Source organism: Arthrobacter sp. PTI12, from assembly GCF_056679915.1.
The window spans coordinates 635891-648689 of sequence record NZ_CM155256.1 but is presented as its reverse complement, the minus strand read 5'-3'; the positions used below and the strand labels follow the sequence as shown (position 1 = coordinate 648689).

Here is a 12799-nt window from a genome sequence, read left to right as displayed (position 1 = left end):
GTCAACCTTTCGATGAACTCAGGGGGAGCAGGCGCGGATCATACGGATCGAGGCCCACGGATTCCGTCTGCGGCCCCTGTCTGGCCAGCCGCATGACGGCGTTGCGGTCCGCGGGTGACGGGCCGGGCAGGGTGTCGCACACTGCACGCACGAGGTCGGCGTGCGCCAGCTTGTCGTCCTCGAGAGCCAACCGGATCAGTTCGACGCTCGGGCGGAATCCCAGCAACAGATCCCTTCCTGCAGCCGGGTCCACCGTGGCTGCGAACTCAAGGACCATCGGCAGGTAGTCAGGCAATTCACCGTCCAGGTCCACCAACACCTCGCTGCGCCGGTACACCCGCTTAAATTCGCCCAGCACCTCGCCCCTGCGCCGGGTATCGCCGTCGGTCCAGTAGGACAGATGGAGCGAGTGCCGCCGGCTCAGGTCGAATTCCTGCACATACGTCGCCTGGACGTCGGGCAGTGCACTGGTCTCGAGCTGACGGAGGACGGACTCAAAGGGTGCAAGCGCGCCGTCGTGCTCGGAGAGAGCCGCCCGGATCAGCGGGATCCGGCCGAGCAGCTCCTCATCGGGATAGGACAGGCACCAGGCCGCGGCGAGGTAGGTGACGGCCTCCCTTCCCTCGCGTCCCTCCTGCGTAGACCTCTTCGACGTCCAGCCGCCAAAGAGCTTGCTCATCGCCGTTCCTCCCCATCGGAGTGATCGTATTCCTGCGGATCATCGCGCGGCTGGTCAGGGAACATGCCCTCAGGCACTCCATTGCCGTCCCAATTCAGCAGATTGACCCGACCACGCAGCGTCTCCCGACCTCCGGGAGCGTCGGAGGTCTGCCGCTGCTGCAGCGCATTGAACGTTTCCACTGCGACCGGTGTCGGTACGCCGCTGGCCTCCCCGAAGGGGGAGTCCTGCATGCCGGGGCCGCCGTCGAAATCGAGGGAACATCCCAGCTCCTCGAGATCGTGTGCCTGCTCCACGTGGGCTTTCGGAATCACATAGCGTTCGTCGTACTTGGCGATAGCCATCAACCGGTACATCTCATACATCGTTTCGCCCTCCATCCCGACGGAAGCCGGAATGGAATCGTCCGGATCGTTGCCCAGGCTGATGCCGCGCAGATAGGAGCGCATGGCAGCGAGCTTCTTCAACACACCGGTAACCATCTCGGAATCGCCCGCGGTGAAAAGCTCGGCAAGGTACTCAACCGGAATGCGCAACTCGTCGATGGCGCCGAACAGGTTTCCGTGGTCTTCAGCGTCATGCCCCTGGTCGCGCAGCAGGTCAACAATCGGAGAGAGCGGCGGAACGTACCAGACCATTGGCATGGTGCGGTACTCCGGGTGCAGCGGAAGGGCAATCTTGTAGACTTTCGCGAGCGCGTAGACGGGCGAGCGCTGCGCGGCATCGATCCAGTCGTCCGGGATGTCCTGCTCGCGGGCAGCCGCAACCACGGCCGGGTCATTGGGATCCAGCAGTACGTCCAGCTGCGCCTGGTAAAGGTCCTTGTCATCCGGAACCGATGCCGCTTCGGTTACTTTGTCTGCGTCATACAGGAACAGGCCCAGATAGCGCAGGCGGCCAACACAAGTTTCCGAGCATACGGTGGGCAGTCCCACCTCGATCCTGGGGTAGCAGAACGTGCACTTCTCCGCCTTCCCGGTCTTGTGGTTGAAGTAGACCTTCTTGTACGGGCAGCCCGTGATGCACTGACGCCACCCGCGGCAGCGGTCCTGGTCAATCAGCACGATTCCGTCTTCCACCCGCTTGTAGATAGCGCCGGAGGGGCAGGAGGCCATGCAGGAGGGGTTGAGGCAGTGCTCGCAGATCCGCGGCAGGTAGAACATGAAGGTCTGCTCGAACTCGAACTTGATCTTGTCTGCGGACTCCTTTCGGACTTTCTCGACCATCGGGTCCAGATGGCCCATCTCCGTTGTGCCGGCCAGGTTGTCATCCCAGTTGGCGGACCAGGTCACCTTGGTGTCTTCCCCGGTGATGAGCGACTTCGGCCTGGCAACGGGGAAGTCGTCGCCGAGCGGGGCGTCCACGAGGTTCTTGTAGTCATACGTCCAGGGCTCGTAGTAGTCGGCCAGCTCAGGCTGCACGGGACTCGCGAAGAGCCCAAGCATCTTCTTCAGCCGTCCGCCGCCCTTCAGCTTCAGGCGGCCGCGCTTGTTCAACTCCCAACCCCCGCGCCATTTATCCTGGTCCTCGTAACGCCGGGGGTACCCCTGCCCGGGCCGGGTTTCAACATTGTTGAACCAGACATACTCGGTGCCCGCCCGGTTGGTCCAGGCCTGCTTGCAGGTCACCGAGCAGGTGTGACACCCGATGCACTTGTCCAGGTTCATCACCATGCCCATCTGAGCCATGACACGCATCAGTACTTCACCTCCTGTGAACGACGGCGGACCCTCGTAACCATGTCCCGCTGGTTTCCCGTTGGGCCCAGATAGTTGAAGGCGTAGGCGAGCTGGGCGTAGCCGCCGATCATGTGGGTCGGTTTGACCAGCAGCCTGGTGACCGAGTTGTGAATTCCGCCGCGCCGGCCGGTCGCCTCGGACTTCGGTACATCGATCGTCCGTTCCTGTGCGTGGTAGACGAAAACGACGCCGGACGGCATCCGGTGGCTGACGATCGCCCGGCCGACCAGTACGCCGTTGGTGTTGACGCACTCAACCCAGTCGTTGTCCTTCACCTCAATGGAGGCAGCGTCCGCAGGGCTCATCCAGACGGTCGGGCCGCCGCGTGAAAGCGAAAGCATCAGCAGGTTGTCCTGATACTCCGAGTGGATGGACCATTTCGAGTGGGGGGTGAGGTACCGTACCGTGATTTCCCTGGTGCCGTCGGGGCCCAGCTTCGGCTCACCGAACAGCCGGTTCATGTCGAGCGGCGGCCGGTAGATGGGCAGGGCCTCCCCGACGTCACGCATCCAGTCGTGATCCAGGAAGAAGTGCATGCGTCCCGTCAGTGTGTGCCAAGGCTTCAACCGTTCAACGTTGACGGTGAACGGAGCGTAACGGCGGCCCCCGGTCTCCGAGCCGGACCATTCCGGCGAGGTGATCACAGGAACCGGTCCTGCCTGCGTCTGGGCGAAGGTAATGCGTTTCTCCTCCGACCCCTCCGCCAGGTCCGCCAACTTCACTCCGGTGCGTTTCTCGAGGTCCTTGAAACCCTGGACGGCAAGCTCACCGTTTGTGGTTCCGGAGAACGCCAGGATTGCCTCAGCCATTTTCGAATCGGTGTCGATCGCCGGCCGGCCGTTGCCCGCGCCGCCCTGCATGACCCCGTTTGAGTGCCCCAGCCGGTCAACTTCCCGTTTGACACGGTAAGTGATGTTTTTGACGGTGAAGCCCAGCGTGTCGGCCAGCGGCCCCACGGACGCGAGCTTGTCGGCAATAGCGGTGTAGTCCCGCTCGACAATATGGAAATTGGGCATGTTCTGGCCGGGAACAGCCGGAATGTCCTCCCGGCGCCAATCGCGCACCACACCTCCCGGCTGAGCAACCTGCCCGGGGGTGTCATGCTGCAGCGGCACACTCACCAGGTCTTTGCGCACACCGAGGTGCGTCTTGGCCTGGCGGGAAAACTCCCTGGCCAGCAGGTGGAAGGTCTCAAAATCCGACTTCGATTGCCACGGCGGGTCAATAGCCGGGGTGAAGGCGTGGACAAATGGGTGCATGTCGGTGGAGGAGAGATCGTGTTTCTCATACCAGGTTGCGGCGGGGAAGACGATGTCCGAGAGCAGCGTGCTCGACGTCATCCGGAAGTCCGCGGTGACCAATAGGTCCAGCTTCCCCTGCGGCGCTTCCTCATGCCACGTGACGTCCTCGGGAAGCTGGCCGCTGGAATGGTCCTCGCCCATCACGTTGTTGTGGGTCCCGAGCAGGTTGCGGAGAAAGTACTCGTTTCCCTTTGCCGAGCTTCCGAACAGATTGGACCGCCAGAGCATCAGGGTGCGCGGCCAGTTTTTCGGGGAGTCGACGTCCTCAATGGCGGGATTGAGCTTGCGGCTTTTCAGCTGATCCGCAATGTACGACGGCGCGTCGGCCACCTCACCGCGATCCACCGCGTCTTGGGCCTCCTCGGCCAGATCCAGCGGGTTCCGGTCGAACTGCGGGTAGAAGGGCATCCAGCCGAGCCGGTTGGACTGCGCCAGGGCATCGGCGGTGTGCATGCCGTCGAGGTTTCCGGTGGACAGCGGTGACTTCAGCGCGTCAGCGGAGTAGCCGTCCTGGCGCCACTGGTCAGTGTGCATGTACCAGTAACCCGTGCCGATCATGGTGCGCGGCGGCCGGGACCAGTCCAACGCGTTGGCCAGTGAGATCCATCCGGTGATCGGCCTGCATTTCTCCTGGCCGACGTAGTGGGCCCAACCGCCGCCGTTGCGGCCCATGCACCCGGTGAGCATCAGAAGCGACAACACTGCCCGGTAGGTTGCATCCCCGTGGAACCACTGGCAGATTCCCGCGCCCATGATGATCATCGAGCGGCCGTTGGACTGCTCGGCATTGCGGGCGAACTCGCGCGCCACCCGGATGCAGGCCTGCGCGGGGACGCTCGTGATCTCCTCCTGCCACGCCGGCGTGTAGGGAGTAGAAGCATCGTCGTAACTGCCCGCCCACTCCCCCGGCAGCCCCTCGCGGCCCACACCGTACTGGGCAAGCATGAGGTCGAACACCGTGGTGACGAGGTGCCCTTCGACCTCCAGAACGGGAACGCCGCGGCGCTGGACTCCCGCCTCGCCGGACGGGTCATCGAAGCGCGGCATGAGGATCTCGGCGCTGCCGGCACCGGAGGTTTCCAGCATGGACAGCGCGGGGTCAATCTCTCCCAGGTCGAGGTTCCACTTGCCCATGCCGCCGTCGTTGTAGCGGTGTCCCATCGTGCCGTTGGGGACGGCGACCCGGCCGGTCTTCTGGTCGAACAGGACCGTCTTGAACGCATCATCCTCGCCCGGAGCATGTGAGCTCAGATCCGCGGCGGTGAGGAATTTGGTCGGGACCAGTGCGCCGCCGTCGTGCTGTTCCAACCGGACAAGGAATGGCAGGTCCGTGAACTGGCGGACGTAGTTGCGGAAGAACGGGACCTCCCGGTCCACGAAGAACTCCTTGAGCATCACGTGGCCCATGCCCATGGCCAGCGCGGCGTCCGTGCCTGCCTGGGCAGGCAGCCACTCGTCGGCGAACTTGGTGTTGTCCGCGTAGTCGGGGCTCACCGAGACCACCTTGGTTCCGCGGTAACGCACCTCCGTCATCCAGTGCGCGTCCGGCGTACGGGTCACAGGTACGTTCGAGCCCCACATCATCAGGTAGGTCGCGTCCCACCAGTCGCCCGACTCCGGAACATCCGTCTGGTCACCGAACACCTGCGGGCTGGCCACCGGCAGGTCCGCGTACCAGTCGTAGAAGGACGTCATCACTCCGCCGATGAGCTGGATGAAGCGGTTACCCGCGGCGTGGGACACCATGGACATCGCGGGAATCGGCGAGAAGCCGGCCACCCGGTCCGGTCCGTGGGCTTTGATGGTGTGGACATGCGCAGCCGCGGCGATCTCGATTGCTTCCTGCCAGGGAATCCGGACGAGGCCGCCCTTGCCGCGGGCCTGCTGGTAGCGCCGCCGCCGGTCGGGATCGTTCACAATGTCTGCCCATGCCAGCACAGGGTCCTTCAGCCGGGCCTTTGCCTCCCGGTACATCTCAATGAGCACACCGCGTCCGTACGGGTAGCGGACCCGGGTTGGGGAATAGGTGTACCAGGAAAAGGCCGCTCCGCGCGGACAGCCGCGCGGTTCATATTCCGGGCTGTCGGGACCTACGGAAGGGTAGTCGGTCTGCTGCGATTCCCAGGTGATGATGCCGTCCTTGACGTACACCTTCCAGGAGCACGAGCCCGTGCAATTGACCCCGTGCGTGGAGCGGACCACTTTGTCATGGCTCCAGCGGTCCCGGTAGAAGATGTCGCCGCTTCTTCCGCCTTCCCTGAAAACCGCCCGGCCGTCATCGGTTTCTTCCCACTTGCTGAAGAAACGCCCCAGCTTCAACAACGCGTCAGAGGCCGAACCATCAAGCCCCGCACGAACAGGTCCCTGTGCCATAAAACCAACCTAGGCGAGGCAAGTATTACTGACCAGCGTTTCTCAGCTGTTTGGAATAAGTCAACGCAAATGTGTGGTATTCCCGGGCAACAAGTTCGATCGGGCGCATCAACATCGGGCGCACCAGCCTCCGGTTCTCGGCGGCCGAACGCACACCGTACATAATGGAAACCATGAGCGCCGAGACCGAACAATTCGTTGGACACATCGCCAGCCTGGGCACCACATCGGGAGTGCGCATCGTCATCGGCATGTGGGGCGCGTCCCCGTACGGTGCGTTCACCGACGTGATGGTGCAGAGCGCCGAAGGAACGCGCACGCTGCTCGCTCCGACGTCGGCCGTCGCCGACTACGTGTCCGGAGCCTATTCCTTCGACATTGTGCGCACCGTTCCGCTGACGGTCAGTATGGGAGAGGATTCGCTCGCCCTCGATGCCGGCCCGCTCAGTATCCGCGCGGAACTGGGTGAGTCAACCGTCGTCGGGCGTGTGCTCGGCCTGATTCCTACCATGATCGCCACCCATCCGCGCTGGCTGACTGCCATCAACCCCATCTCCAAAATCATCATGCCCGGCGTGCGCACAGCAGGTACCACGAAGGACGGCCGCCGGCAGTTCTACGGCGTCACCGGCGCCCGGGTCATCACCGCCGCAACGGCGTCGTGGGCGGGCGATCCACTCGGCGAGCTCACGAGCGTGCGTCCCCGCGTGCGGTTCGGGTTCAGCTCGGTGCCGAAGAAGCCGCAGGTGGTGGACGTAACGACGACGGTGCTGCCGCTCACCGAATCAACGGCAGTTTCCGGTACCTGACGCCGCTAGGCAGCTTCTGCCGCCACTTTGCTGCCGGGTGTGTTGCGTCCGCGCAGCGAGAGGCCCGCGGTCTCGGGAGTCTTGATGAGCGCGAGAGCTCCGATCACGCACGCGCCCATCATGTACATGGCCGGGACCAGATTGTTCCCGGTGCTTTCCACGAGTGCTCCGTTGACCACCGGGGCTGTTCCGCCGAACAGGGCAGTGGCGACGTTGTAGGTAATGGCAAAGCCGGCAAACCGTACGTGGGTGGGAAACAGGGATGGGAACATCGCCGAAATGGTCGCAAGCTGCGGCAGGTAGAGGAGTCCGAGGACCGCAAACGCCAGCAGTGCAAATCCGAACCCCAATCCCATGAGCATGTACATCGGCACTGCCAGGACAAACAGCCCGATCAGAGAGAACCACCACAGAGGCTTGCGTCCGACCCGGTCGGACAGTGCTCCAAAAAAGGGGATCAAGGCCATCAACACGACTTGTCCGATGAGCAGCAGGGTAAAAGTGGCGTCCGCGTCCATGTCGATCGTGACCTGAAGGTAGGTAGGCATGTACTGCAGGAACGTGTAGTTCACTACGTTGAGGGCGATTACGAGCCCTGACATCGAGAGGATCGGACGCCAGTACTTGGTCAGCAGGTCCTTCAGCGCCACCCCGGCTTTGGATTCGGTTTCGCCCTTCGACTCCGCCTCCCGGAAGACGGGAGTGTCCTCGAGCTTCTTGCGAAGGTACCAACCAACCGCTCCCATGGGACCCGCGATGAGGAACGGAATGCGCCAGCCCCAGTCGGCCATGGCGTCGGCGCCGATGATCAATTGGCACAACAGAGCGACCAGGCTGCCCAAGGCAAACCCCGCGAGCGTGCCGAACTCCAGGAAGCTGCCGTAGAAACCGCGTTTCCTGTCCGGGGAGTATTCAGCCATGAAGGTCGCCGCGCCACCATACTCACCGCCGGCAGAGAAGCCCTGAATCAACCTCAGCAGAACCAGCAGCGCCGGAGCGAGGAAGCCAGCGGCGTCATACGTTGGCAGCAGACCGATGCAGAAAGTGGAACCCGCCATCAACAGGATGGTCATCGCCAGCACGGACTTCCGTCCGATCTTGTCACCCAACGGACCCCAGAAGAACCCGCCGAATGGCCGCACCAGAAATGAGACGGCGAAGGTTCCCAGCGCCCAGACCGTTGCCTGGTCTCCCGGGAAGAAAATGGAACTGATGTACACCACCATCAGTCCGTAGATGCTGTAGTCGAACCACTCGACACCATTGCCGATCGCGGAGGCGCCGATCGCCTTCCGAAGTGTCCGTTTCCCTTCGGGAGTTTCGGAATCCGGAGTGGCGAATTCCCCTGCGTCCGTTGTGGGAGGTCCGGTTGTTCTCTCCTGCTCAGCCATGCGTCTCCTTCGTGTGGAGGCGCCCACGGCGCCCATGGGTCTCACAACGAAACTATGAGTTCGGCTGCGGGAGTGTCAAAGGGCGCCCACCACCATGGGAACTTTTGCGCAGATCCGGCGACTTGCCGACGTCGTCAGCTCACCAGACCTGCGCAAAAGTTCCTGTTCAAGGAGCGACAGTTACGAACCGGAAAGCTTCTCGCTTGCCTCCGGGTCCGATTCGCGCAGGAACTTCGCAATGCGCTCCGCCTCATCGATCTCACCGATCGAGGCCGCCGCACGGCCGAGCGCGTTCAGCGCGCGCAGGAAGCCGCGGTTCGGCTCATGCGAGTACGGCACCGGACCCGCTCCCCGCCACCCGTTCCGGCGGAGCGCATCCAGCCCGCGGTGGTAGCCGGTGCGTGCGTAGGCGTAGGACTCGATGGTGCGTCCGTCGCCATACGCCTCGTCGGCGAGGATGGCCCACAATAACGACGACGTCGGGTGCTTGGCTGCCAGATCGACAGCCTCGTCCCCTGCCGCCAGCCGGGACACAACATCCGGTTCCTCGGGAAGGAGCGTAGGCTCCGGGCCCAGGAGGTTCTTGCGGAACTCGTCCGACATCAGAGCTTCTTGCCCGCTGATCCAAGCGACTTGGCGGCCTCGACAACACGGGCTGCCAGGCCGGCTTCTGCGGACGCACCCCAGACGCGCGGATCATAGGTCTTCTTGTTGCCCACCTCGCCGTCGACCTTCAGGACGCCGTCGTAGTTCTTGAGCATGTGGTCCGCCACCGGGCGGGTGAAGGCGTACTGCGTATCCGTGTCGATGTTCATCTTGATCACGCCGTAGGAAACGGCGTCAGCGATTTCCTGGTCCGAGGAGCCGGAACCACCGTGGAACACGAGGTCGAAGGGCTTGTCCTTTCCGATCTTCTGACCCACCTGCTCCTGAATGTCCTTCAGGATTTCGGGGCGCAGCTTCACGCCGCCCGGCTTGTAGACTCCGTGTACGTTTCCGAAGGTCAGCGCAGTGATGTAACGGCCGTGCTCGCCGGCTCCGAGGGCGTCAATGGTTGCCATTGCGTCTTCCACCGTGGTGTAGAGCTTGTCATTGATCGCGTTTTCGACTCCGTCTTCCTCACCGCCAACGGTGCCGATTTCAACCTCGAGAATGATCTTCGCCGCAGCGGCGCGGGGCAGGATTTCCTTGGCGATCCGCAGGTTTTCCTCGAGCGTCTCGGCCGAACCGTCCCACATATGGGACTGGAAAAGCGGGTCTTCACCGCGCTTGACTGCTTCCTCCGATGCGGCCAGCAGCGGCAGCACGAAGTCGTCAAGCTTGTCCTTCGGGCAGTGGTCCGTGTGCAGCGCAATGTTGACGTCGTAGCTCTTGGCGACCTCGCGCGCAAAGGCTGCAAAGCCGAGGGATCCGGCAACCATGTTCTTGACGGAGGCGCCGGACCAGTAGGCTGCACCGCCCGTGGAAACCTGGATGATGCCGTCAGAGCCCGCTTCGGCGAAACCCCGAATGGCCGCATTCAACGTCTGGGAGGACGTTACGTTCACCGCCGGGTAGGCGAAGCCGCCGGCCTTGGCGCGGTCGATCATCTCGGCGTAACTGTCCGGTGTGGCGATGGGCATGGCAACTCCTCGTATGGGTTTCGGGCACTCAAGGCTCACGCAGGTGAAGCCTCGCTTCTGTCCCATCCTAACGAGGGCGCTAATTGCGCGGAAACCTTACGGCGCGAGTGATGAATTGGGTTCGAGTGCATCCTTGAGCCGTGCAAGGCCGTCGCGGATCCGGGCCTTCACCGTGCCGAGAGGGGTTCCCAACACTTCCGCCACCTGCGCGTAGGTGAGCCCCTTGTAGTACGCCATCTCGATTGCCTGCCTCTGCTTCTCGGTCAGCACACCGAAGGCAGCCTTCACCGCCTGGGACTCGTCCTGCGCCAGAACCGATTCCATGACGCAGTCAAAAGGCGTCAGCACCTCGCCAGTGGACCACCGGTTGAACCTGTTCCGATGAGCCTGCTCCGACCGGATCCTGTCCACTGCACGACGATGCGCGAGTGTCATGAGCCACGCGATGGGCGATCCGAGTGCCGGTGAGAATTCCGGCGCCTTGTTCCATACCTGAAGGAAAACCTCCTGGGTCACTTCCTCCGACATCGTGGGGTCTACGACGATCCTCCGCACCAGCCCGAAGATCCGCGCGCTCGTGGCCCGGTAAAGGGCGGTGAATGCACGTTCGTCACCCAACCCCACCTGCATGAGGAGAGAGGCGAGGTCCGGCTCCGGCATCTCACTCAGCGAAGGAAGTCTCTCCGCAACGGTCACCGACATGAGACAACCTGACGTGAGATCCGGGGCGGTCTGTTAATTCTCATCGTCATCGCGGTTGTTCCTTCTGATAGTTAGCCTCCTAGCAGTTCTACACCCATTTCCCTAGGAAAACTAGCTACATGGCAAGCGTCCTGCAAGGCTCGCTAACAAAATGCTAGGCTGACAGACATGAGCACTCTTCCGCAGGCTGTTCCCGTCACGGGGGGAACCTTGACTGACCGGTTGGATCCGGGTATCTCCGTGCTCAACGCCTTACGGGACTACCGTGCCTCCGAAACAGCCATGCGCCGACGCACTCGCTCCTCCACCGGCATGGGCGAAACCGACTTCCTTGCGCTGCGCTACCTGCTTGAGGCGCAGCATGATCATCGCGAAGTCAGCCCCAAGGAACTCGCTGTTCGGCTGGGGATCTCCTCTGCCTCCACCACGAGCCTCATCGACAGGCTGGCCCGGACAGGGCACGTGCGGCGCAAACCGCACCCCAGCGACCGCCGGGCACTGGTCCTGGAGGCGAGCGCAGAGCCGGATTGCGACGCCCGGCGGACCATGAGCAATACGCACCAGCGGATGATGGATGTCGCTCAGACGCTCCCACCGGGGGATGCGGCCGTCGTCGTTGACTTCCTTGTCCGGTTGCGCGAGGCCGTGGACGGGATCGACGCGGACCAGCAGGGCTGACTACTGCGGAATGGTGTGTTGCCCAAACACGTGGCGCCGCACCCAGCCGTGCATGGCGATGGCCGCTGCTGCTGATGCGTTGATCGAACGGGTGGAACCGAACTGGGCGATGGACAGCGTGGCATCGGCGGCGGCATGGACTTCCGGAGTGAGGCCCGGGCCCTCCTGCCCGAACACGAGCACGCAATCGCGCGGCAATTCATACGTTTCCAACGGCACGGAATCGGGGAAATTATCGATACCGATCACACGTAGCCCGGCTGCCTGCGCCCACTCGACAAACTCCTCAACCGTGGGATGGTGCCGAACGTGCTGGTAGCGGTCGGTGACCATGGCTCCGCGGCGGTTCCACCGTCGTCGTCCGATGATGTGCACTTCACGCGCCAGGAAAGCGTTGGCCGTGCGGACCACTGAGCCGATATTCAGGTCATGCTGCCAGTTCTCGATGGCCACGTGGAAGTTATGGCGCTTGGAATCGAGGTCGGCAACGATGGCGTCATGCTGCCAGTAGCGGTATTCATCAACTACGTTCCGGGTATCCCCGTGTGCCAGCAAATCCGGGTCCCAGTGCGGACCAGAGGGCCACACGCCCTCCCAGGGACCCACACCCACGGTTGCCGGAGCGTTTTCCACAGTTTCTTCCACCCCCCAAGACTAGAGTGAAAGACTGATGCCGGGTTTATGTCCCCTCCAACGTCGTCACGGAAGAAGCAAATGCGCGAAAACGAACACATCGAGTGCTGGCTGACTGATATGGATGGCGTCCTGGTCCACGAGAATCAGGCCATCCCGGGAGCTGCGGAGCTAATTGACCGGTGGGTGGCAACCTCCCGCCGCTTCCTCGTTCTGACGAACAACTCGATCTACACCCCGCGTGACCTGGCTGCACGGCTGAAGGCCTCCGGACTCGAGGTTCCGGAGGAGAATCTGTGGACTTCGGCGCTCGCCACAGCGCAGTTCCTGCGCGATCAGCTGCCCGGCGGCCGAGCTTATGTGATTGGTGAAGCCGGACTGACGACGGCGCTGCACGAGGCCGGCTTTGTCCTCACCGACCAGAATCCGGACTATGTGGTGCTCGGCGAAACGCGAACCTACTCGTTCGAAGCGATCACAAAGGCCATTCGCCTGATCCTGGACGGCGCCCGGTTCATTGCCACCAACCCGGACACCACCGGCCCCTCCAAGGAGGGCCCGCTTCCCGCCACCGGGGCAATAGCGGCGCTCATCACAGCGGCAACCAACCGCGAGCCGTACATCGTGGGCAAGCCGAACCCGATGATGTTCCGCTCGGCAATGAACCAGATCGACGCGCATTCGGAGACCACCGCCATGGTGGGTGACCGCATGGACACGGACATCATCGCGGGCATGGAGGCCGGTCTCCATACTGTCCTGGTGCTTACCGGCATCACCAAGCGGGAAGACGTCGATGCCTACCCGTTCCGGCCGGCGCAGATCGTGGACTCCGTGCAGGACCTCATCGAGCAGGTCTGATGCCCGGCATC

The 12799-nt window shown here is 63.0% G+C and carries 11 protein-coding genes; 3 read left to right on the top strand and 8 right to left on the bottom strand.

The annotated features are described in order from the left end of the window. Position 1 precedes the first annotated feature (1 nt). The 3 genes from narJ to AC1MBU_RS03205 are packed head-to-tail and all read right to left on the bottom strand — an operon-like array spanning position 2 to position 6092. Positions 2-679, bottom strand: coding sequence for a nitrate reductase molybdenum cofactor assembly chaperone (gene narJ / locus AC1MBU_RS03215; protein ID WP_479788497.1), 678 nt, complete (start codon positions 677-679; stop codon positions 2-4). Beyond that, entirely contained in the window at positions 676-2376 is a 1701-nt protein-coding gene (narH, locus tag AC1MBU_RS03210) for a nitrate reductase subunit beta (RefSeq protein WP_277357334.1), read from the bottom strand. Before narH ends, narJ begins: the two co-directional genes overlap by 4 nt. Then, positions 2376-6092 carry a nitrate reductase subunit alpha gene (locus AC1MBU_RS03205; protein WP_479788494.1) on the bottom strand — a complete coding sequence of 1239 codons (3717 nt, stop codon included), beginning with the start codon at positions 6090-6092 and terminating at the stop codon, positions 2376-2378. The genes narH and AC1MBU_RS03205 overlap by 1 nt, the downstream gene beginning before the upstream one ends. 173 nt (positions 6093-6265) lie before the next feature. Between AC1MBU_RS03205 and AC1MBU_RS03200 the strand changes: the two genes are divergently transcribed. Continuing rightward, positions 6266-6901: a hypothetical protein gene (locus AC1MBU_RS03200; RefSeq protein WP_277357332.1), complete on the top strand. Its 636-nt coding sequence runs from the start codon at positions 6266-6268 to the stop codon at positions 6899-6901. A gap of 5 nt (positions 6902-6906) precedes the next feature. Here the strand turns inward: AC1MBU_RS03200 and AC1MBU_RS03195 are convergent, their stop codons facing one another. From AC1MBU_RS03195 to sigK, 4 genes are all read right to left on the bottom strand, one after another. Next, positions 6907-8292, bottom strand: a complete 1386-nt coding sequence (locus AC1MBU_RS03195; protein ID WP_346027868.1) for an MFS transporter — start codon at positions 8290-8292, stop codon at positions 6907-6909. Positions 8293-8472: 180 nt separating this feature from the next. Then, entirely contained in the window at positions 8473-8895 is a 423-nt protein-coding gene (locus tag AC1MBU_RS03190; RefSeq protein WP_056545938.1) for a DUF3151 domain-containing protein, read from the bottom strand. Beyond that, positions 8895-9914 carry a class II fructose-bisphosphate aldolase gene (gene fbaA / locus AC1MBU_RS03185; RefSeq protein ID WP_277357329.1) on the bottom strand — a complete coding sequence of 340 codons (1020 nt, stop codon included), beginning with the start codon at positions 9912-9914 and terminating at the stop codon, positions 8895-8897. Before fbaA ends, AC1MBU_RS03190 begins: the two co-directional genes overlap by 1 nt. 96 nt (positions 9915-10010) lie before the next feature. Next, positions 10011-10616, bottom strand: a complete 606-nt coding sequence (sigK, locus tag AC1MBU_RS03180) for an ECF RNA polymerase sigma factor SigK (protein ID WP_346027867.1) — start codon at positions 10614-10616, stop codon at positions 10011-10013. Between the two features lie 168 nt (positions 10617-10784). Between sigK and AC1MBU_RS03175 the strand changes: the two genes are divergently transcribed. After that, positions 10785-11294 (top strand): MarR family winged helix-turn-helix transcriptional regulator, encoded by a 510-nt coding sequence (locus AC1MBU_RS03175; protein WP_346027866.1) that lies wholly within the window; start codon positions 10785-10787, stop codon positions 11292-11294. Here the strand turns inward: AC1MBU_RS03175 and AC1MBU_RS03170 are convergent, their stop codons facing one another. Beyond that, positions 11295-11939: a TrmH family RNA methyltransferase gene (locus AC1MBU_RS03170; protein ID WP_346027865.1), complete on the bottom strand. Its 645-nt coding sequence runs from the start codon at positions 11937-11939 to the stop codon at positions 11295-11297. Between the two features lie 69 nt (positions 11940-12008). On the opposite strand from AC1MBU_RS03170, the gene AC1MBU_RS03165 reads away from it, so the two are divergent. After that, positions 12009-12788 carry an HAD-IIA family hydrolase gene (locus tag AC1MBU_RS03165; protein ID WP_157359012.1) on the top strand — a complete coding sequence of 260 codons (780 nt, stop codon included), beginning with the start codon at positions 12009-12011 and terminating at the stop codon, positions 12786-12788. The last annotated feature ends 11 nt before the right edge of the window (positions 12789-12799 follow it).